Consider the following 19,498-nt stretch of genomic DNA (forward strand, 5'->3'; position numbering starts at 1 on the left):
GGAACTAAGAGATCCTTTCAGTGTATTTCAGCAACAGATCGCGCCCCCGGATTTTAGCGCGCAGGACGGACAGGAAAATAAAGACTCCGCCGGTTTTGCGGTCCAGAAAGATCATTTCCCGGGGGGGAGTTCTAAAGTGGAAACCACGAATGATCTGAAAAACTTTTTTGGAAAGTCTTTGTGGCAGTGTCGTGTTTTTCCAGTCATAGGTGCCATCGACGTCAATCTGTCCATCACTGTTGCGAGGATCAGAGTGCTCAATAAAAGGTTCAACCGTTTCAAAACAGAATTCCTCAAAAAGCTTCTGCAGCTCCGGATCATCATTGTCGCGGATAAAGCGTAAGTCACGGGCGGCTTGCAGGAAAAGCTCGCGATCGTTTAACAAGGACCCCTTCACCATGCGACGGTACGGGGTCAGGAAGTTCAGATCATAAGAACGGGTAGCGCCAAAATCAAAAAGAACCAGTTGATCACGTCCTTGCGGGTCAATGCGAATGCGATAGTTCCCGGCATGCGGGTCGGTCTGAACCACACCCCAGTCGAAAATTTCCTTAAAATACAGATCCAGGAAATTTAAAGCCAAACGATTACGGCGTTCTTGTGGCAGGCTTTGAATCAGCGTATCATCAGCGCGAAGGCCGCGCTCAAAAGAGGTGGCAAGAATTTTGGGGCTCGAAAACTCCCGCAGGACACGCGGAACAACATACCGGGAATCTCCGGCCAGCCGGTCATAAAACTGTTCGGTCAGTTGTGCTTCCAGTTCATAATCAGTCTCCTGCACCAGCATCTCACGGACTTCCGCAAAAATCGGGTCCATATTGAAATCTTTAGGCAGAAGCTTCAAGGTGCTCAATAACGTGCGAATGGCGCGCAGATCACTGTCGATGGCGCGGTCCACATTGGGATATTGAATTTTTAAGACAATACTTTCCCCGGTGGCTTTGATACGCGCCCGGTGGACCTGCCCCATCGAGGCTGAGGCCAAAGCCTCTTTCTCGATTTCCAAAAGATCACGCTTTTCGGCAGGAAGGTTTTTGAGCAAGCTGGGCTCAATGGCCTCCCAGGATAAAGGGGGGGAATCATGTTGCAGGGATTTCAAAAGCTGATTGGCTTCCGGTGGCAGAAAATGCTCACCATACATGGACAGCATTTGCCCGGCTTTCATCAGACTGCCTTTAAGTTCACCCAGTTCCGAGCTGATGTTCAGAGCTTGATTCTGCAGCAGCTGCTTCCAGGTTTCCTCTTTGCTTTCTTTACTTTTAAGAGCCGTGGTGACCCCATGCTGGGCAATGGAGGCCCCGGCCTGAAGCGTGAGTTTCGCCAAGGACAGGCTGCGAGAAAAAACAGACGACTTGATCTTGTTGAGTTGTTTGTTTTGCGTATTTTGTTTTTTGGCAGACTTTTTATCGTCCATAGGTTGCCAATTTACCTTAAGTGGCTGAAATGTTAAACTTTTATTGTTATGTCAAAAATCACATTGTTTTGGTTCCGCAGAGATCTTCGTGTTGATGATAATGCAGGTCTCTATCATGCCCTGAAAGAGCATAAAAACGTTCTGCCGGTCTTTATATTCGATACTGACATTCTTGATAAGTTGACGGATCCCGCCGATGCCCGCGTGAGTTTTATTTATGACACCGTGTCCGATCTTAAAGAGCTGCTTCGTAAGAAATCTTCGGATTTACTGGTGCGCCACGGAAGCCCTTTGCAGGTTTTGCAGGAGTTGGCACGGGTATTTCAAGTCGAGGCCATTTACACTAATCATGACTATGAACCCGCCGCACGGAAGCGGGATGAAAAAGTCGCGCTCTGGGCGCAAAAGCAGAAGATTGAATTTAAAACATTCAAGGATCAAACCCTGTTTGAAAAGGACGAAATCCTGACTGACAGTGGAAAGCCCTACACGATTTTTACGCCTTACAAAAACAAGGTTCTAAAAAAACTGAATGACTTTTATCTGAAATCTTATCCGAATGATCTATACGAAAGCAGCTACCTGAAGATTAGCAAGGCTGAAGCCATGCCGACAATAAAAGATCTGGGATTCATCAGAACAAATCTTGAATTTCCGTCTCTGGAGCTTTCAACACGGATGTTGAAAAACTACGCCAAAGAACGCGACTTTCCTGCCAAGGTAAAAGGGACCTCTCATTTGGGGCTGCACCTGCGCTTTGGAACAGTCAGTGTGCGGGAGCTGGCACGGGGAGGCAGAAAGTATTCTGAAGTGTGGCTGAGTGAGCTGCTTTGGCGTGACTTCTTTATGCAGATTTTGTGGCATTACCCAAAGGTTGAAAATCATAGCTTCCGGCCTGAATACGATCAAATTTCCTGGCGTCGGGCGCCGAAGGATTTCGCCCGCTGGTGTGAGGGACAGATGGGGTATCCTTTGGTTGATGCCGGGATGCGGGAGTTGAATGCCACGGGCTTCATGCACAATCGCGTGCGCATGGTGGCAGCTAGCTTTCTGTGCAAGCACCTGTTGATTCATTGGAAGGAAGGCGAAAGATACTTTGCCAAAAAACTGCTGGATTATGATCTGGCCGCTAATAATGGCAACTGGCAGTGGGCGGCAGGATCAGGTTGTGATGCGGCTCCGTACTTTCGCATTTTCAATCCTGCAACCCAACTGGACAAGTTTGATCCAACAAGGGAGTATGTAAAAAAATGGGTTCCAGAACTGGAAACAGATCAGTACCCTGAGCCGATGGTGGATCATCATGAGGCCCGCGGCCGTTGTTTGCAGGCCTTCACCAGAACTCTAAAAAAATAGAGGTTGTTATGCGCATTCTGATAACCGGAGCCACAGGTCTTATCGGACGGGAGTTGGGAAAAAATCTTGCAGAAAAAGGACATGATCTTTTTGTCGTTAGCCGCAATGGAAAAAAGGCCAAAGAGATTTTACCTTTTCCCTGCGAGGTGATCGAGGGGGATTTAAGTCAGGGGCCGTTGTCGGATTCTCGTTTGGGAAAAATTGAGGCGGCGATAAACCTGATGGGCGAGCCCATCGCCGACAGTCGCTGGACGGAAGAGAAAAAGAGGAAAATCTATGACTCCCGTGTGATTGCAACAAGGAATCTGGTGCAGTGTCTGCCTAAAAGTCTCAAGGTTTTGGTTTCGGCCTCGGCAATTGGTTTTTATGGCGACAGCGGTGCCGAGGTGCTGACTGAGGATGGTGTGGCTGGACAGGATTTTCTGGCGAAATTGTGCAAAGACTGGGAAGCGGCCGCCGCCCGGGCTCCGGGGCGCAGTGTGTTTGTGCGAACCGGAATGATTCTGGCTCGTCAGGGAGGCGCTTTGGATCAGATGCTGTTTCCATTCCGCAGTGGCATTGGCGGTGTGCTTGGTACGGGCGAACAGTGGATGAGCTGGATTCATATCAAAGATATCGTGGGTCTTTATCTGCTGGCTTTGGAAAATCCGCAGGCGCATGGTCCCATGAATGGCGTGGCCCCGTTTCCGGTGACCAATCGTGATTTTTCAGAAGCTCTGGCCCAGGCTGTGGGTTCTCATTTGGGGCCCCCGGTGCCCATGTTTGCTTTGAATTTGCTGTTTGGTGATCTGGCCTCGTCATTGGTGGCTTCAAATCGGGGGTGCGCTGATAAATCCCGAGAGTGGGGTTATAAGTTTCATTATCCAGAACTCCAAGAAGCCTTGAATGATGTTTGTGCTCCCTTCCAAAGGGGCGAAGAGTTCTTTGTGGCCGAGCAGTTTATTCCGGTAACTCCGGAAAAATTGCTTCCGCTTTTTAAAGGCGCCCATCATCTTGAGAAAGTCATGCCTCCGACATTGGGATTTAAACTGAAGAAGTGGACGCACACGCCGGAATTCCGTCCCTTCTGTGGGGGAACACTTTTGGTGGATCGGGTTCGCTATAAGATGCCGATGGGATATCTGGGGTGGTTGGTGGCCAGTCGCTTTGTCCGTAAGGATGTTGAAAATATCTTTTCTTTCCGCCGTAAGAATATAGCGGCGGAAAGTTTTCGACGGCTGTTCTAGAGTCTATTGACGATTGCGCAGTTCGCGCAAATAGCGGAACTGTTCCACATCCCGGGCCATCAGGAAAGGATTGGTCTCAGTTTCCATGGCAAGACTTAAAGGGACGCTGGGGCGTCGTGCACTGCGCTTGTTATGCAGATCCAGTGCATAGGTGTCGAGGATTTCAGCATTTCCCAGAATAGGAGTATTGTCGTCCGCAGAAAGAATGCGGCAGAACTGTAGATTGCGCTCAGTATATTCATGGGTGCAGTAAATAAGAGTCTCCGGGGGCAGAGCCTTGATTCTTTGCAGGCTTGCGTAGGCCTCGTCATAGCTGCCCTCAAAAAGTCTTCCGCAGCCCAGACCAAAGATCACATCCCCTGAAAAGAGCCATTTATGTTTTTCATCCCAGTAGGCGATGTGACCCAAAGTATGTCCCGGCAGTTCCAGAGCCTGAAAGGAAAACGGCGGCAGATCAACGGCATCGCCTTCCTGTAAATAGTGATCGGCAAAAGGGATCTGGGATTTGTTTTTAAGTGGTGCATAGACCGGACAGGAAAAACGATTTTTCAGTTCCAGGGCCCCTCCGATATGATCTGCATGATGATGGGTCAGTAGAATGCCGGTAAGCTTTAAGCCGTGTTCCATCAGGAATTCTTCGGCGGCGGAGCTTTCACCGGGGTCCACCACGATTGCCGAGCTCAGGTCATCATTGATCAGAACAAAGACATAGTTGTCGTCAAATATGGGAAGCAGCTCGACTCGTTCAGTTTTCATAAGGGCGTCCTTTGTCTTGGAAATAGTGTCCCAGTTTCAGACGCTGACGACAAGACCAAGGTGTGTTTGCGTTTTCACATAACTGGCCTTGGTTCTTTGGCTGGATCTTATATCATAGATGTTTATATGAAGATTAAAGTAGAGTTGGACGGCCGTGATTTTATTGAAGTGGACTGCCAGGGGGAAAATCCCCAGGCGCCCGGTGCCGTTGAAAAGGTTTCGATCATGGGTTGCTCGCAGTTTATGGATATGATGCAGACAATGAGAAAGCATTTCGGTGCTGATCTGAAAAAGTGGCCAGTGCCGGAAGGGCAGGATCACTCCAGTTTGCTATTGCGGGAAATGATTTTGAAACTGCGTGGAGAGTGGGTGTTCCCATATCAGGAAGAGGAGTTGTGTCACTGCCGTTCTGTGGCGGCACACACAGTGGATCAGGCGATCATCGCCGGGGCTCACACAACGGAAGTGGTCAGTCGTCAGACCAATGCCAGTACCAATTGTGGCACCTGTCGCCCGGAAGTGCAGAAGATCATCGATTTCCGTTTGGGTAAAAAAACAGCCTAAAAATAAAAAACTATTCGTCCTTCTTGGGTGGAGGCACTTTGCCGGTCAGATCCTCGACAATTTTGTCGGGGAAGGTGCCGGTCTTAAGATAGTGCTCCAGCAGGGGGCCCAGCTTTCTGCGGCAGGACCCACCACAGGGACCGACGCCGGCTGAAGTGGTATCAAAAATATCGTTTAAGGTGGTGGCGCCATTACGGATGGCCTGCTCAATGGTCTCACGACTCACATTGTTGCATCGGCAGATGATTTCGGTTTTCTTCTTGGCGCCCATGGGTCAATTGTAATGCCCCGCATCCGAAAAAGGTACCCGAGATCCCTTAGTATTGCTAAGCGTCATAGGTGCATTGAAAAGAGACCAAGAATCCGGTACAACATGTGTCCTTCTAACACTGGAGCTGAAATGGCTAATGGTACACTTGATAAACTTCCTATGACTATCCGCGGAAAAGCTTTGCTTGATGCTGAGCTTAAGAAGTTGTTGTTGGAAGAAAGACCCTCTGTGATCTTGGCCATCGAGGAAGCTCGTGCTCAGGGCGATATCTCTGAAAATGCAGAGTACGAGTCTGCAAAAGAACGCCAGGCCATGATTGAAGGCCGTATTGCTGAAATTCAAGGCAAATTGGCGGGTGCTGACGTTATCGACACTTCTGCTATCAAGGCAGATCGCATCGTGTTTGGTGCTTTCGTTAAGATCGTTGATACTGAAACTGAAGAGGAGTTCTCTTATCAGGTTGTTGGTGTCGATGAAGCAGACGTTAAAAAAGGCATGATCTCCATCCTGTCTCCATTGGCGCGCGCTTTGATTGGCAAAAAAGACGGTGACACTGTAACCGTACAAAGCCCTAAGGGCGATAAAGAATTCGAAATCATCTCCTTCGAGTACAAGTAATCTCTTGTCGGTCCATGTCCTTCCTGTGAGAATGAGACATGGACTCGCGCAGACGTTTATCCGATCGACATCTTATTGCTGAACAGCCGGGAATGACCATTCTGCTGACTGGTTTGATCCTGGCTTTTTTTCTGGGATACACAACCAAGTCCCTGTTGTCGCCATCGCGGATAGCCGCACGAATTGAAAAAGCAGCCAGTCATATTCATAAAGACGTCAAAGTCAGTTTTTCATCGGCTCAGCTCAGTCTTAGCAATGGTATTCTGCCACGTTTTGCCGTGATTATCTCCAATGTAAAAATGGAGGCGGCAGAGGCATGCTGGGGTTCTCCCATCATGGAAATCGACGAACTTCGTCTGCCTTTGTCCCTGTTAAGTGTTTTGCGTGGCGGACCCCCGGTGCGCACTATTGAAGCCAACACAATGGCACTGACGTTGCGTTCGGACCCGACTCACTGTTCTCCGGAAGAATCTGCGCCGGAACAAAATGCCCCGGCACCACGTCCGGCGGTGATGCTGTCTCCTTCAGAGCAAAGCAATAAATATCGCAATGACATTCGCGGGGTTTTTGTTCGCACTTTGCGGATCTCGTCTGAAAAACATCCGCAGTATTCAACCGAGCTGATGAACTTTGCAGTAAAAGTGAAATCCTTTGAACCCAAGATCATTGAGGTCACGGCCAAGAGCCATCTTTTAAAGGACCGTCAGGTGGGGGATTATCTATCCCACGCAAATCTGTATCTTCAGTACAAGGAATCCCCCGAAGCCACAGTTCAGGCGCACTTCTTTGGTAACTGGCGCGAAGGGCATTACAGCGTGATTGCCAATTACAACCTGGGCGACCAGTTGTTGGCGATGGAAACTGATTTGAAGCACATTCCTTTAAGTCAGATTCTGGCAATCCTGCAGAAATACGATCTGGCTTCCAGGGATCTTAACGGTCGTCAGGTGTGGCTGTCCGCCAAAGCACGTTTTTCTGCACCGCTGGATGAAATCCGTTCTTCGCCGTTAGAGATTCGGGATCTGAAAATGGAAGGCGATCTGGGGGAAATGTATGTCGAGCGAATCAACATTACTTCGCTGGAGCCACTGAAGTACGACCCCATCCGTATCGATGTGAAGAAGCTGGATGTTGAAAAATTATTGGTCCTGTTAAATCGTCCGAAAGAAACCGGGATCTTGGGGCATTTGGGAACATTCACAGGGCGTGCAGAGATTATTTCCGATCAGAAGATGCGCATGACCGGGGAACATTCCGGGTTGGAATTTGTATTTTCCAACAAAGGTCAGCGTGAACTTCAGGTGATTGAAACCATGACTGGTGATGTAAATCTGGACAGGGACCTGTGGACTTTTCAGATCAAACGGGTGGAGCCGCGCGGAGGCGTCTTTGTCGGCGATGTCCGGTTCCGTGCTGACCGTGACTTTAAAGAGCTTGAAGTAAAATCCCACATTGACGAGCTGTCGCTGGCACCTCCGGTGCAAAAGCTGATGACCCAGGGGGGAAGCATTGGCTTGTTAAGTATGGACGGGGATCTGCGTTTGAAGCAGGGCAAGGTTCAGCTGCTAAAAGGTCTGGTGCGCTTGCACTCCATGGATGTTGAAGGGGTGAGCTTCGGAAAGACGAAAGCCACCTTTGACTGGGCTCATGATGAAGTTGTTCTGAACACCCAGATTCAGTCCATGCAAGTGGGGCCACAGTCGCCGACAGCACAGGTGTTAAAACAAGTGACTTTAAATTCCTGGTGGAAGTCGGGGAATTTACCTTTGCAATCTGTCAGTGGTGTTTTGCAATCAGACGACCTTAAGCACCTTTCGTGGAAGCATTTTCAGGGGCAGGTGGGTAAGACGGGACGTCTGACGACAGAAGGTGCTTGGGATGAAAACGCCCAGCTAAAAGGCACCGTGGCAGTGAAAGACGGCAAGATCCAGCGCCGTTGGCAGATTCAGGGAAATCGTGAACAGCCGGTGTTCGTGGAGAAAAAATGACAGCCCTTGTGCTTGCGGTGCTTTTGTTGGGAATACTTGTTTATCGCCACAAAACCTGGAAAGCCTTGACCTGGCCTCAGGCAGCTTTGCGTCCACCGCCTTTGCAGGCTCATCGTGGGTATTGGCAGGGCGGAGCCCAGGAAAATACTTTAATGGCATTTCAGGCCGCCCGGGACCGAGGATTTGAAATGTTCGAATTGGATGTGCGTCTTTCCGCTGATGGAATTCCGGTGGTGTTTCATGATGCGGACTTATTGCGGCTGGGTGGAAAACGAAAAGATCTGGTGGCGGCAACAACGGCTGAAAATTTGAAACAGTGGGCACAGGTCAGTCTGCTCGAAGAGGTTCTGACCTCCGCAGATGTTCCGAGGTTTATTAACATCGAACTTAAATCCAATCACATTCTGGATGGGGCTTTGGAGCAGGCTGTGGCGGCTTTGATTCGCAAACATGCCTGTGAATCGCGCGTGCTTTTTTCAAGCTTTAATCCGCTGGCATTGTGGAGAATAAAAAAACTTCTTCCGGAAGTGCCGCGGGCTTTGCTGGCGACTCAGGAGGATGATGCCGAAAATAAAATCTATCTTCGGCAAATGTGGTTGGCACCCTACATCGGTGTTCATGCTTTGCATCTGGATCAGAACTATGTTCAGCCCGAGGATATTGCCTATTGGAAAAAACGTCAGATTCCGGTGGGTTTGTGGACTGTGAATGATCCGGAAAAGGCCCGGCAGTTTTTGCGGGCGGGTGCTTTAAGTGTTATTTCTGATTCCGTGGTAAAAGCGGATTCATCACCTTAAAGAAGACAGGCGGGATAAAGGCCAGCAGGGCCATTGCGGAATATCCGTAAGGCAGGCGTGGGGCCTGATCCTGTTGTTGCAGTTCCGGAAAATGTAAAGTCGCTTTCAGATGGTGATGTGCATGATACCCCAGGTTGATCAGGCTGTAATTTGTCCAGCGATGATAACTGTCCCAGGAATGGGTGGCTTTGAAGCCTTCATACAAACCATTTTCACGGGGCTCGCGTTGCAGACCATAGTGTTCAATGTAATCCGCCGTCTGTAAAAGCAAGATCCCCACCGCACTTTGCCCCAGCCAGAAAATCAAAGCGATTTTTCCATACAGAGCATACACTGTGAACGTCAGTAAAATCTGAATCACCACATACCAGAACACCCGGTGTTTTAAAATCTGCCACCAGCCCTTGTTGCGCAGGCGTTTGTATTCAAAGGCAAAAGAACCGTAAAGCCCGCCAAAGAAAGAGCGTGTATGATAAGTGTAGATCCATTCATTTTTGCGGGCCGAAGCGGGGTCGAGCGGGGTGGCGACATTTTTGTGATGTCCGAAGACATGTTCAATGGCGTAGTGGCCAAAATTGGAAAGCAGCAACAGTCCGACCCCCAGGCCGCGCATTTGTTTTTCGCGTCGATGAATCAATTCGTGAGCGGTGTTGATACCCAGGGCTCCGCTGTAGGCCCCAAAAGACAGAATCAAGCCGATCAATTCAAAGGGGGAAGCTGTCATGGCATGAAAGACACCCACAAATAAAAACACGCACATAAACGGTAGAGCGGAAATCACCAGAACGTCGGCCCATTTGGAGGGGGGACGATTTTCCGGATTGTGAGTGGCGGGCCCCTGCCAGTTATCTATAAGGGGATGAAGTACGAAGATCAGCACCACGCCCAGATAAGTCCAGACGCCGCCAAGGCTTGCTCCAAGCAAACTGCCCAAAGCCATCAGATAAGAAAGACTGTAACGGGAATAAAATAAAAAAGCCTTCATGATTCTAAGTGAAAGCTTAGCACCGTGAAGGCTTTAAAGACGAGCACCAAAATTCAATTAAGAATTATGTGTTTCGTTTTGCTTTTGCGTCTGACCGACAGACTGTTTGTTCTGCTGGTGAGAAACCTGTTGGTTGTCCTGAATGTCTTTGGCGTCCACGTCGATTTCATTCAAACCTTGTTTGAAACCACGGATCGCTTTACCCATGGACTGACCCAATTGAGGTAAACGGCTTGGGCCGAAGAAAATCAAAAAGATAACAGCAAGAAGAAGAATGTGCGTAAGGCTAAACTCACCCATGGGGGTCCTCCCGAATGTCTTAAAGTGTACACTTTTTAGACCTGTCTGGGAGGAAAATCAACGCCTGTCTAGGGTTATTCCACCGGCATTTCGATAATTTCGACCTGGTCAGCGTCGGCCGCTTCCTTTTCCAGGGCATCAGAGCTTTCCTCAATACCCACAGCAACAACTTTGGTCCCTTCTGAGACGGTTTGCACCGGCATTGCGTCGTCAGATGCTACAGGAGCCTTGCCAGGCAGTTGTTTGGCTATGCCCTTGGTGGCAACAGGGGCCTTCTGAACCTTGGCGGTAGGGGCATTACGACCTTTTTTAGCGGTTCCGGAGCCCATTTTTTTAAGCTCCTGGTCGTACTTGGCCTTCAGGTCAGACAATTCCTTTTGATAATTTTTTCGGATTTCATCCACCTGATTGTTGCGGGCTTCGGTGATGCAGGAAGAATAGGTCTGCAAGGCAACTTCTTTAGCCTGCGCGCGGCAGGTCAGTTCCGCAGATGTTTGTGGCAAAGCGGATAAAGAGAAGAAGACTGTGGCGAAGAAAGATAATATCGTTTTCATATCAACCCCATTTTTAACAAGCTTCCATATAACAAGATCTGTGCCGCGGCAGAACGCGACCTAATGGGGTTTAGCCTGTGTGGCCCTGTGCTTTTTACATCTTTGAACAGTCTTTTGTCGGCACCCGGAGGGTCGTGGCAACTGGTAAATTACATGCTGGGGATTTACCCCCTCAGGAGTACATTGGAGCCAAGGTGTTGATGTGAGAATGGCGATTGCTTTGATGACAGCTTTGATGATTTTTGGTGAACCTCTGCGGGCTCAGACGCCTACCATAAGTGGAGAACCGCGTGTTTCGGTCCCCTGGGCAGTCATGGACTGGGAGCCTTTTTATATTCTAAAAGGTCCAAATGCGCAGATGGGCAGAGCGGACCGGCTGAAAAAGATTCTGGCTGAGCACATGCGGAACTACCAGTTTACGGATCTGTATGCGGATATGCCGCACACTCTGGATTTATGGAAGAAAAATAAAAACGTCTGCGCGGGGGCGGCCTTGAAAACTCCTGAGCGGGAAAAGTGGGCTTACTTTACTGCGTTGTCTTATCAGGTTCCGCATCGCTATGTGGTTCTGACTGCACGGGCGGATCTTTTAAGTGATCTTCCGAAAGAGCCTTCGTTGAAACTTCTTTTGGCCAGGGCAAAATGGAAAGGGGTTTTCGTCAAGAATCGTTCTTACGGCGCGGACATTGATAATATCCTGATGATGGCCGCTAAAAAATCCCCGATTTTTATTGAACCTACTCCAGAGGGCTATGTTCCAGTGATGCGGATGATTGAAAAGGGCCGTTACGACTATGCGATAGAATACGAATCCGTGGTGCGTGCATTTAATGACCGAAACTATCCGCAAAAGCCGCTGTTGATGAAATATATCAAGGAATCCCATCCGGCTGTGACCTTCTACCTGGCCTGCACCAAGAATGACTGGGGGCGGGATGTGGTCGTAAAAGCAGACGAGACCCTGCAAAGTCTTGCACCCACGCGCGGGTATCAGGCCGCTGTGGAATCCTGGCTGGATGCGGAAACTTTAAAAGATAATAAAAAAATTCTGGATGAATTTTATCTGAAAAGAGCCAAGGGACCGTGGACCACGGTCCCAGAAAAAACTCTTAGCGGCGGATCGCCTTCGGATCAATAGCGTCCTGCAAACCATCACCCAGATAGTTGAAGCTGACAGTTGTCAGGAAAATCAAAAGACCCGGAAGAATTGCCAGGAACGGTGCCTGATAAATCAGTTCCTGCGCATTGTTCAGCATGTTCCCCCAGCTTGGTGTGGGCGGCATGATTCCCAGACCCAGGAAGCTTAAGGCGGCTTCAAACAAAATGGATTCACCCACGCCCAGGGTAATAGCCACCAACATCGGGGCAATCACGTTCGGGAACATATGGCGCACGATAATTGTACTGTCTTTAGCGCCCAATGTGCGCGCGGCCAGAACAAATTCACGCTCACGAATGGATAGAATACTTCCACGCACCAGACGGGCCACAGACATCCAGGAGAACAGGCACAGAATAATAATCATCTTAAAGACACTCTCGTTAGAGGTGCTGATGATGGCTTTCAGCCAAGGGATCTTGGACATGTCGATGGCAGCAATCACAATCAAAACCGGAATATGCGGCAAAGACAGCAGTGCATCGGTCACACGCATTAACAGGGTGTCCACCAGACCGCCATAGAATCCGGCGATACTGCCGATCAGAAGTCCGATCAGGGCCGAAGCAATAGCCACCAAAACGCCGACACCCATGGATACACGTGTGCCGTAAACCAGACGGATAAAAACATCGCGGCCCAGTTCGTCTGTGCCGAACAGGTGGAAGGTTTCAAAAGACTTAAACAAAGAAATAAATCCGGCCGCCTCTTTTAAAGATAGGGACTGCAAGGCCGAAATGGCCTCTTTGGTTTCTTTGGCGCCCAGTTCATAGATCGCATCGGCTTCAGCCACGGCCACAATTTCTTTTTCGACCAGAGCTTTTTGGACCGCGTCGGCAGCTTCAGGGTTTTCGGTGATGTATCTTTCAATATCAGTTTCCCGAACATCCTGACCCACCTGTGCCGTTGTAAGTGGCGGCAAATAGCGGTTTCCAACATTCTGTGCATCCGGATCAATATCCGTGATGGATTGAATGGTTCCTGCAAAGATGGCAACCAGCATGAAAAGAGTGATGATCACGGCTCCAGCCACGGCCAGCTTGTGGTCCATAAACTGGGTCAGCACCATCTTCCACATGGGCTGGGCTTTTTCCAGCTCCGCACGATCCTTGGAGGACAATTGATTGGTTTCGATTTCAACTTCGTTCATTGTCATTTCACTCATAGACACAGATCCTATTGATAAGAGATGCGTGGGTCCGCAAAACCGTAAAGGATATCAGCGACCAGATTCATCAGCAGAACCATACTCACAGAGATCACAAATGAAATCATCGCCACATTATAGTCATTACCAATGATGGAGTCATAAACCAGCTTGCCCACGCCCTGGTAAGCAAAAACAGTTTCTGTCAGGATGGCTCCAGAGAATAAACCGGAAAAGCTCAGCGCCAGAATTGTGATCAATGGAATCAGGGCATTGCGGAAGCCATGCTGCCAGATCACTGTGGATCGGGAAAGCCCCTTGGCGCGTGCCGTGCGGATAAAGTCGTTGCGCATGGCCTCTAACATCGTGGAACGAGTGAAGCGGGAAAAACGCCCGATCTGCTGGATCGACAAGCTTAGAACCGGAAGAATCAGATAGATGGAGCGGTCTTTAATATCCGCCCAGAAGCCCATATTTTCAGCGCCAATAGTTTGAGTTCCTCCCGCAGGCAAAAGAGGAAACTTTACGGCAAAAAGAATAATTAGAACGATCGCGAGCCAGAACGAAGGAATGGAAATCCCCCCGAACGAGAACAGATTGACCACATAGTCGGTTTTGCTTCCCGGTTTCAAGGCGGAAAGAACCCCTAGCGGTACGGCAATCGCGATGGAAAGGATCAAGGAAATCGCAGAAAGCAGGAACGTATTCCACAGACGGGGACCCATCAGTTCCTGAACTGGAACACGATAGGTGCGGCTGTAGCCCAGATCACCCTGCACGATGGAACCCATCCAGCTTGCATAACGCTTGTAAACAGGCTGGTCCAAACCATACAGGGATTTCAAACGGGCTACGTCTTCAGCCGTGATCTTGGGATTGGAGGCCACCATCATGTCCACCGGATCACCGGGCATCAAGCTCATCAAATAGAAACACACGTAGGACAGGATCACTATCACAGCGAGTGTCTGCAAAATGCGGCGGGTGATAAATGTAGTCATAACAGAGTCCTCCAGAAATCCAGGATCTAGTTCAAATTCCAGTCTTCGATATTGTTCGTTTCGTAGAACTGGTGGCCGGCCATTTTGTAATTCTTAAGATTCTTAGGAGTTACAGAGATGTCCGAACGGTAGTAAAGCGGCAATACGGGAACTTCCGCCGTATAAAGCTTCAGGATTTCATGAACCAGGTCCGCACGTTTTTTCGCGCTGAACTCAAGATCCAGAGCTTCCAGGTCTTTGTCCACGGTGGCATTTGTCCAGCCATGATAGTTCTGTCCGGACCAGCCGTTGCTGTTGTTCGGAATAGCCTTGGAATAAACAGTTGAACGCGGGCTGTTTTCAGGAGATGAAACCCAGGCAAACAAAGCCATGCCTTCAAATTTTCTCTTGGACATGGTGTCGCCGAAGAACACGCGTGCCGGTTCGTTCTTGATCAGAACCTCGATGCCAGCCTGTTTCCATTGGTTTTGCAGATAGACCTGAACCAGCTCACGAGTTTTGTTGCCCGCAGTTGTTTGGAAGACGATGGAAAGTTTTTTACCGTCTTTATAACGGTAGCCATCTTTACCCATTGCCCAGCCGGCAGCATCCAATAGTTTTCCAGCTTCACGTTTTGAGTAACGGTAAACTGTAATGATTTTTGGATCTGCTGTGAACCAAGGATCTTTCGGGGAAACATTGTGCAAAGCCACTTGCTGTTTGTTTTCAAACAGGGCTTTCACCAGATCATCGCGGTTGATGGAATACAGCAACGCCTTACGAACGTTCACATCCTTCAGGATGGGATTGTCCAAACGAAGATCAATGTGTTCATAAGTTACAGATGGAACAAAGTGAGTGTCGAAAGCCAGTTTTTCCGCTTTGGCTTTTTTGTCAAAGGCCAAAGCCTGATCCAGATCCAGACCCAAAGTGGAAATCATATCAATCGTGCCAGAGCGCAGATTGGCTTCCATCGTGCCGGTGTTCGGGATCAGCTTCACGATCACTTTTTTGATGTTCGGCTGTTTGCCGTAGAAGTTTGGATTTGGAGCAAAGGCCACGTGAGAACCCAATTTTACGTCGCTGATGACATAAGGACCGTTGTAAAGGCCTGGATTGGTCGGATTGCGAACGTAGTTGGAATTCTTCTCGTAACCCTCTTTTTGCTTGGAGTACTTGTCAAAGACAGGTTTTTCCAAATGAGTTGGAACCGGGAAGAACTGCGCCAGAGTGAAGAAATCCCATTTGGCTTTTTCATATTTGAAAGTGCACTTTTTTGGATTCTTTGGATCAATGTCGATTTTTTCAACCTGAGTCCATTGCTCTTTTTCACCCACGCTGACAGTCGGGCTGGTTGCGATAGTGTGAGAAGTGATGAAATCCTGGCAGATCACCGGTTTGCCGTCGCCCCATTTGGCGCTTTCAATGATTTCCCAGTTGGCAACGATCTTCTTTTTGCCGCCTTCTTCGATGATTTTAGCAGTGCCTTTTTCCAGAGATGGAATTTCTTTGGCAAGTTGTGTGACCCATTTTCCGTCCGGAGTCAGAACCACCAGAGAACGGCCCACCATGCGATACATGTATGCAGAGGCAGACATGGACATGATCAGAGGATTCATTGTTTCAAATTCCTGAGAAATACCGATTTTAAGTTCGGCATTCGTCGGAGCTGCAACAGCCTGAGTGCTAAGGCCCAAGCCGGCAACCAGACACAGTCCTTTGGCAAATTTCTTCAACATTACTTTCTCCTTGTTGATGAAAACATTAAAGACAAAACCTAAACCTGCGGGGCTTTTTCCAGCCAGCAGGATTTTTTATGAGTTCCAGATCCTTCCAGAACCGGCACTTTTTGTGAACAAATGTCCATTTTATAAGGACAGCGCGGGTGGAAGGTGCAGCCTGAAGGAGGATTGATCGGGCTGGGCACCTCGCCCCCCAAAGACTTCTTCATTTTCTTTTTGCCCTGACCCACACGCGGAATCGCACCGATCAAGGCCTGAGTATAAGGATGCTGCGGATTTTTAAACAGTTCATCGCGGCTTGCGATTTCCACGATTTTTCCCAGATACATCACGGCGATGCGATCACAAGTGTGTTCGATCACAGAAAGGTCGTGAGAAATAAACACATAAGTCAGGCTGAGTTTTTCCTGAAGATCCTTCAGTAGATTCAGAATCTGGGCCTGAATGGAAACATCCAGGGCACTGACCGGCTCATCGCAAATAATCAGCTCCGGATTCAGGGCGATAGCGCGAGCAATACTGATACGCTGACGTTGGCCGCCGGAAAACTCATGCGGGTAACGGTTCACGTGGGCTTTGCGCAGGCCCACAAGTTCGATCAGTTCCAGTACGCGCTGGTCGCGCTCGGTGGCGCTGCCCACGTTATGAATATCCATGGGCTGACGGATGATCTGTCCCACAGTCATGCGCGGGTCCAGGGAGGCGTAAGGGTCCTGGAAAATCATCTGCATGTTCTTGCGTTTTTTGCGCAGGTCCTCGCCTTTTAGTTTCAGGAAGTTCTGGCCGTCGAAGTTGATTTCTCCGGCGGTGGGTTCATAAAGGCGAATCAGGGTGCGGCCCAAAGTGGACTTGCCGCAGCCGGATTCACCAACAAGGCCCAGAGTTTCCCCTTTGTGAACAACCAAAGACACATCGTCCACGGCCTTGACGCTGGCTACTTCGCGCAGCAGAAGGCCTTTTTTAATTGGGAAGTGCTTCTTAATATTTTTGGCTTCAAGAATGATATTATCCATCGTCTGAATTCCCAATATTAAAGAGGATTAAAGCAAGCCACCTTGTGGCCTGGTCTGATTTCAATCAAAGGTGGTTTGGTGCCGGCACATTCGCTCTTCACGCGAGAACAGCGATTCACAAAAGGGCAGCCTTTGGGAAGCTCAAACGGCGCCGGAACGCTGCCTTCAATTGTGGTCAGGCGCTGAACGCGTTCGCCAAATTTCGGGCGGGAGGCGATCAGGGCGGCCGTGTAAGGATGGCTTGGGTTCAGGAACAGTTCGGATGTGTCGGCCTGTTCACAAGTCTGGCCACCGTACATAACCATCACTCGGTCTGAGATCTCTGAAATCACTCCCAGATCGTGCGTGATAAATTGCACGGTCATGTTCAGCTTTTCCTGCAGATTCTGGATCAGCTCCAGAATCTGAGCCTGGATCGTCACATCCAGCGCTGTCGTGGGTTCATCTGCAATCAGGAATGTCGGATCGCAGGAAAGGGCCATGGCAATCATGGCTCTTTGTCTCATGCCCCCGGACAGTTGGTGAGGGTAGGAGTTATAACGCTCTTCCGGGGATGGGATGCCGACCAAGCGAAGCATTTCAATCGCGCGCTCCTTGGATTCCTTGGGGCTGCACTTTTTGTGCTTCATGATCTGTTCATCCATCTGGAAGCCGATGGTAAGCACCGGATTTAAAGCGGTCATGGGCTCCTGAAAGATCATGGCCATTTCGCCGCCGCGGACTTCTTCCATTGCGCCTTCTGAAAGCTTCAGAATATCGCGTCCATTCAACAGGACCTGTCCGCCAGTCACGCGTCCCGGGTGCTCAATCAAACGCATCAAAGAATAAGAGGTCACAGACTTTCCACAGCCGGATTCGCCGACGATACCCAGGGTTTGCCCTTTGTGAATGTCGTAGCTGACGTTATTTACGGCGCGAACCGGCCCCGCTTTGGTGCGGAATGTTGTTTCGAGGTTTTTTACTTCAAGTAATGGTTGAATTGACATTGCTTAAGTCCTCTTAAAGAAAGCGTCTTGCTTCAAGTTCTTCAATCGCTGACAAGGCCCCTTTGCGCAGGGCGCGACCCAAGACACCTGTCAGCTTGTCGCTCAAGCTTTCGTGATGTTCAAATTTTACTTTAACGACCTGATGCTTTTCAGACAGGGTCAAAAGATAGTCGTCGCTAGTGCGGATTTCATCCACCAGGCCTTTGCCCAAAGCCTGTTCACCATACCAGTATTCACCGGTGGCAACTTCTGGCAGGTTCAGTTGTGGGCGGAAGCGGCCAACAAAGCTTTTAAATAATGTGTGTGTGTCTTCCAGTTGCTGTTTAAACTTTTCTTCACCCTTTTCAGTAACTTCACCCAAAAGGCTGACGGTTCTCTTGAATTCCCCGGCCGTGTATTCCTTATAATCAACATCGTGCTTTTTCAGCAGGCGGTGCAGGTTTGGCAATTGAGCCACAACCCCGATAGAGCCCACAATGGCAAATGGTGCACACAGGATCTTATTGGCCGTGACCGACATCAGGTAGCCACCGCTGGCGGCTACTTTATCCACACACACTGTCAACGGGATGTTTTTTTCACGAATGCGCAGAAGCTGGGAGGCGGCCAGGCCATAGCCGTGAACCACGCCACCGGGGCTTTCCACGCGGACAACCACTTCGTCCTGAGGTGTGGCCATTGTCAGAACAGCGGTCACTTCCTCGCGCAGGTTTTCCACGGCAGAGGCCTTCACGTCGCCCTCAAAGTCGATGACAAAGATCTTTTTGTCGCCGTCGCTGTTTTTGGATTCAAGGGCTTTGCGTTCTTCCTTCAACTTCTTCTTCAGCTCTTTACGTTCAGATTTGGTAACGGTGTGAGCTTTCAACATGTGGCGGAAGTTTTTGTAGCGCTTGTGCAGAAGCTCGATTTGGATTTCGGATTTGTGGCTGGCCTTGGCAGCAAGCAAAGCAATCACCAGAATCACGGCCAGAATGGCGAATAGAATCAGAAATGTCTGTGCTGCGAAAATCCCGATGCTCTGCAATGCGTCCATAGTACTCCTTAGAGACAAAGGTGTACGTTATTCATGATTTAGCCAAAGGTCGAGCATCTTTTTTGTTTGCTCAAAAAAAAGCGGGGAGCCTGATAGACTGGCGGCAGGAATGAACTCTTCAGCTCGTCAGGCCTTTCTTTTGGTTTTGCTTCTTTTGGGCTCCACCGCCTTTGGTGAGAGTGCGGAAGAGGCGCGTCTTAAAGGTTTTGCTCAGCATCAAAACTTCCAGGAACGCTTTGAAAAAGCCCGCCAACAGGGTGAACGGGCGTATTTAGAGGAAGAAGAACAGTGGGAAAACCAAAAAGATCGTTCTTTGGCCGACTATAAGAAAACTAAAAAGGCCGGAAACATTTCCGACGAGGGCCCTGAAGCTCAGGCTGATGCAGTTGCTAAGAAGAAATTCGATGACGCTTATGAGCAAGAACGCCTTGGCTATATAGAAAAGCGAAACAAACAAAAGATTGTCACACGCGGAACAAGTCTTCCCACCGAAGCTCAGGAATTGGGACTTCTGGAGGATCGTCCTCGTTATGATTACCGCAAGCGCGCTATGTATGGGGCCAAGCCTAAATATGGCAAGGTCAGTCCGGGCAGTTCGAGCTCTTCGGG

General features: G+C 49.4%; 19 protein-coding genes. 7 read left to right on the top strand and 12 right to left on the bottom strand.

The window, feature by feature from the left end; all coding sequences use genetic code 11:
* Positions 1–4: 4 nt before the first annotated feature.
* Positions 5–1,414, bottom strand: a complete 1,410-nt coding sequence (locus EZJ49_RS09765) for an ABC1 kinase family protein (protein WP_262551893.1) — start codon at positions 1,412–1,414, stop codon at positions 5–7.
* Positions 1,415–1,462: 48 nt separating this feature from the next.
* On the opposite strand from EZJ49_RS09765, the gene EZJ49_RS09770 reads away from it, so the two are divergent.
* Together EZJ49_RS09770 and EZJ49_RS09775 are read left to right on the top strand one after the other, a co-directional pair.
* Entirely contained in the window at positions 1,463–2,770 is a 1,308-nt protein-coding gene (locus EZJ49_RS09770) for a cryptochrome/photolyase family protein (RefSeq protein WP_262551894.1), read from the top strand.
* 8 nt (positions 2,771–2,778) lie between these two features.
* Positions 2,779–3,996, top strand: a complete 1,218-nt coding sequence (locus EZJ49_RS09775; RefSeq protein WP_262551895.1) for a TIGR01777 family oxidoreductase — start codon at positions 2,779–2,781, stop codon at positions 3,994–3,996.
* A gap of 3 nt (positions 3,997–3,999) precedes the next feature.
* Here EZJ49_RS09775 and gloB read toward each other — a convergent pair whose 3' ends face one another.
* Positions 4,000–4,752 carry a hydroxyacylglutathione hydrolase gene (gene gloB / locus EZJ49_RS09780; RefSeq protein ID WP_262551896.1) on the bottom strand — a complete coding sequence of 251 codons (753 nt, stop codon included), beginning with the start codon at positions 4,750–4,752 and terminating at the stop codon, positions 4,000–4,002.
* 126 nt (positions 4,753–4,878) lie between these two features.
* On the opposite strand from gloB, the gene EZJ49_RS09785 reads away from it, so the two are divergent.
* Positions 4,879–5,316 carry a bacterioferritin-associated ferredoxin gene (locus tag EZJ49_RS09785; RefSeq protein ID WP_262551898.1) on the top strand — a complete coding sequence of 146 codons (438 nt, stop codon included), beginning with the start codon at positions 4,879–4,881 and terminating at the stop codon, positions 5,314–5,316.
* Positions 5,317–5,326: 10 nt separating this feature from the next.
* Here EZJ49_RS09785 and EZJ49_RS09790 read toward each other — a convergent pair whose 3' ends face one another.
* Entirely contained in the window at positions 5,327–5,587 is a 261-nt protein-coding gene (locus tag EZJ49_RS09790; RefSeq protein WP_262551899.1) for a (2Fe-2S)-binding protein, read from the bottom strand.
* A 129-nt stretch (positions 5,588–5,716) separates the two neighbouring features.
* Here EZJ49_RS09790 and greA point away from each other — a divergent pair, with 129 nt between their 5' ends.
* From greA to EZJ49_RS09805, 3 genes are read left to right on the top strand one after another with little or no spacing between them, the layout of a single operon-like run.
* Entirely contained in the window at positions 5,717–6,205 is a 489-nt protein-coding gene (gene greA / locus EZJ49_RS09795; protein WP_262551900.1) for a transcription elongation factor GreA, read from the top strand.
* Positions 6,206–6,243: 38 nt separating this feature from the next.
* Positions 6,244–8,193, top strand: coding sequence for a hypothetical protein (locus tag EZJ49_RS09800; RefSeq protein ID WP_262551901.1), 1,950 nt, complete (start codon positions 6,244–6,246; stop codon positions 8,191–8,193).
* Positions 8,190–8,990 (top strand): glycerophosphodiester phosphodiesterase, encoded by an 801-nt coding sequence (locus EZJ49_RS09805; protein ID WP_262551902.1) that lies wholly within the window; start codon positions 8,190–8,192, stop codon positions 8,988–8,990. The genes EZJ49_RS09800 and EZJ49_RS09805 overlap by 4 nt, the downstream gene beginning before the upstream one ends.
* Here EZJ49_RS09805 and EZJ49_RS09810 read toward each other — a convergent pair.
* The 3 genes from EZJ49_RS09810 to EZJ49_RS09820 all read right to left on the bottom strand — a co-directional run bounded on the left by EZJ49_RS09810 (position 8,950) and on the right by EZJ49_RS09820 (position 10,829).
* Positions 8,950–9,975: an alkane 1-monooxygenase gene (locus EZJ49_RS09810; protein ID WP_262551903.1), complete on the bottom strand. Its 1,026-nt coding sequence runs from the start codon at positions 9,973–9,975 to the stop codon at positions 8,950–8,952. The genes EZJ49_RS09805 and EZJ49_RS09810 overlap by 41 nt on opposite strands.
* 57 nt (positions 9,976–10,032) lie before the next feature.
* Entirely contained in the window at positions 10,033–10,275 is a 243-nt protein-coding gene (locus EZJ49_RS09815; RefSeq protein WP_262551904.1) for a twin-arginine translocase TatA/TatE family subunit, read from the bottom strand.
* Positions 10,276–10,349: 74 nt separating this feature from the next.
* The gene (locus EZJ49_RS09820) at positions 10,350–10,829 is read right to left on the bottom strand and encodes a hypothetical protein (RefSeq protein WP_262551905.1); all 480 of its coding nucleotides are present in this window, start codon (positions 10,827–10,829) and stop codon (positions 10,350–10,352) included.
* A 208-nt stretch (positions 10,830–11,037) separates the two neighbouring features.
* Between EZJ49_RS09820 and EZJ49_RS09825 the strand changes: the two genes are divergently transcribed.
* On the top strand, positions 11,038–11,967 hold the full coding sequence (locus EZJ49_RS09825) for a hypothetical protein (RefSeq protein ID WP_262555942.1): 930 nt from the start codon (positions 11,038–11,040) through the stop codon (positions 11,965–11,967).
* Here the strand turns inward: EZJ49_RS09825 and EZJ49_RS09830 are convergent.
* The 6 genes from EZJ49_RS09830 to sohB are packed head-to-tail and all read right to left on the bottom strand — an operon-like array spanning position 11,939 to position 18,889.
* Positions 11,939–13,153, bottom strand: coding sequence for an ABC transporter permease (locus EZJ49_RS09830; RefSeq protein ID WP_262551906.1), 1,215 nt, complete (start codon positions 13,151–13,153; stop codon positions 11,939–11,941). The two genes, EZJ49_RS09825 and EZJ49_RS09830, sit on opposite strands and share 29 nt — an antisense overlap.
* Before the next feature lie 11 nt (positions 13,154–13,164).
* Complete coding sequence (locus tag EZJ49_RS09835) at positions 13,165–14,136, bottom strand: ABC transporter permease (protein ID WP_262551907.1); 972 nt, start codon at positions 14,134–14,136, stop codon at positions 13,165–13,167.
* A 26-nt stretch (positions 14,137–14,162) separates the two neighbouring features.
* On the bottom strand, positions 14,163–15,854 hold the full coding sequence (locus tag EZJ49_RS09840) for a peptide ABC transporter substrate-binding protein (RefSeq protein ID WP_262551909.1): 1,692 nt from the start codon (positions 15,852–15,854) through the stop codon (positions 14,163–14,165).
* Between the two features lie 38 nt (positions 15,855–15,892).
* Positions 15,893–16,870, bottom strand: a complete 978-nt coding sequence (locus EZJ49_RS09845; RefSeq protein ID WP_262551910.1) for an ABC transporter ATP-binding protein — start codon at positions 16,868–16,870, stop codon at positions 15,893–15,895.
* Between the two features lie 17 nt (positions 16,871–16,887).
* Positions 16,888–17,856, bottom strand: a complete 969-nt coding sequence (locus EZJ49_RS09850; protein WP_262551911.1) for an ABC transporter ATP-binding protein — start codon at positions 17,854–17,856, stop codon at positions 16,888–16,890.
* A gap of 13 nt (positions 17,857–17,869) precedes the next feature.
* A complete protein-coding gene (sohB, locus tag EZJ49_RS09855; RefSeq protein ID WP_262551913.1) occupies positions 17,870–18,889 on the bottom strand; it encodes a protease SohB in 1,020 nt (339 codons plus the stop codon).
* Positions 18,890–19,498 lie beyond the last annotated feature (609 nt).

Source organism: Bdellovibrio bacteriovorus (genome assembly GCF_025558485.1).
GTDB lineage: Bacteria > Bdellovibrionota > Bdellovibrionia > Bdellovibrionales > Bdellovibrionaceae > Bdellovibrio > Bdellovibrio bacteriovorus_G.

Bases quoted from the DNA above. Each gene is read 5' to 3' on its own strand.
- EZJ49_RS09830 (WP_262551906.1), bottom strand. From the start codon at position 13,153: ATGAGTGAAATGACAATGAACGAAGTTGAAATCGAAACCAATCAATTG.
- greA (WP_262551900.1), top strand. From the start codon at position 5,717: ATGGCTAATGGTACACTTGATAAACTTCCTATGACTATCCGCGGAAAA.
- EZJ49_RS09845 (WP_262551910.1), bottom strand. From the start codon at position 16,870: ATGGATAATATCATTCTTGAAGCCAAAAATATTAAGAAGCACTTCCCA.
- sohB (WP_262551913.1), bottom strand. From the start codon at position 18,889: ATGGACGCATTGCAGAGCATCGGGATTTTCGCAGCACAGACATTTCTG.
- EZJ49_RS09785 (WP_262551898.1), top strand. From the start codon at position 4,879: ATGAAGATTAAAGTAGAGTTGGACGGCCGTGATTTTATTGAAGTGGAC.
- EZJ49_RS09790 (WP_262551899.1), bottom strand. From the start codon at position 5,587: ATGGGCGCCAAGAAGAAAACCGAAATCATCTGCCGATGCAACAATGTG.
- EZJ49_RS09775 (WP_262551895.1), top strand. From the start codon at position 2,779: ATGCGCATTCTGATAACCGGAGCCACAGGTCTTATCGGACGGGAGTTG.
- EZJ49_RS09810 (WP_262551903.1), bottom strand. From the start codon at position 9,975: ATGAAGGCTTTTTTATTTTATTCCCGTTACAGTCTTTCTTATCTGATG.
- EZJ49_RS09850 (WP_262551911.1), bottom strand. From the start codon at position 17,856: ATGTCAATTCAACCATTACTTGAAGTAAAAAACCTCGAAACAACATTC.
- EZJ49_RS09815 (WP_262551904.1), bottom strand. From the start codon at position 10,275: ATGGGTGAGTTTAGCCTTACGCACATTCTTCTTCTTGCTGTTATCTTT.
- gloB (WP_262551896.1), bottom strand. From the start codon at position 4,752: ATGAAAACTGAACGAGTCGAGCTGCTTCCCATATTTGACGACAACTAT.
- EZJ49_RS09835 (WP_262551907.1), bottom strand. From the start codon at position 14,136: ATGACTACATTTATCACCCGCCGCATTTTGCAGACACTCGCTGTGATA.
- EZJ49_RS09820 (WP_262551905.1), bottom strand. From the start codon at position 10,829: ATGAAAACGATATTATCTTTCTTCGCCACAGTCTTCTTCTCTTTATCC.
- EZJ49_RS09765 (WP_262551893.1), bottom strand. From the start codon at position 1,414: ATGGACGATAAAAAGTCTGCCAAAAAACAAAATACGCAAAACAAACAA.
- EZJ49_RS09805 (WP_262551902.1), top strand. From the start codon at position 8,190: ATGACAGCCCTTGTGCTTGCGGTGCTTTTGTTGGGAATACTTGTTTAT.
- EZJ49_RS09840 (WP_262551909.1), bottom strand. From the start codon at position 15,854: ATGTTGAAGAAATTTGCCAAAGGACTGTGTCTGGTTGCCGGCTTGGGC.
- EZJ49_RS09770 (WP_262551894.1), top strand. From the start codon at position 1,463: ATGTCAAAAATCACATTGTTTTGGTTCCGCAGAGATCTTCGTGTTGAT.
- EZJ49_RS09800 (WP_262551901.1), top strand. From the start codon at position 6,244: ATGGACTCGCGCAGACGTTTATCCGATCGACATCTTATTGCTGAACAG.
- EZJ49_RS09825 (WP_262555942.1), top strand. From the start codon at position 11,038: ATGGCGATTGCTTTGATGACAGCTTTGATGATTTTTGGTGAACCTCTG.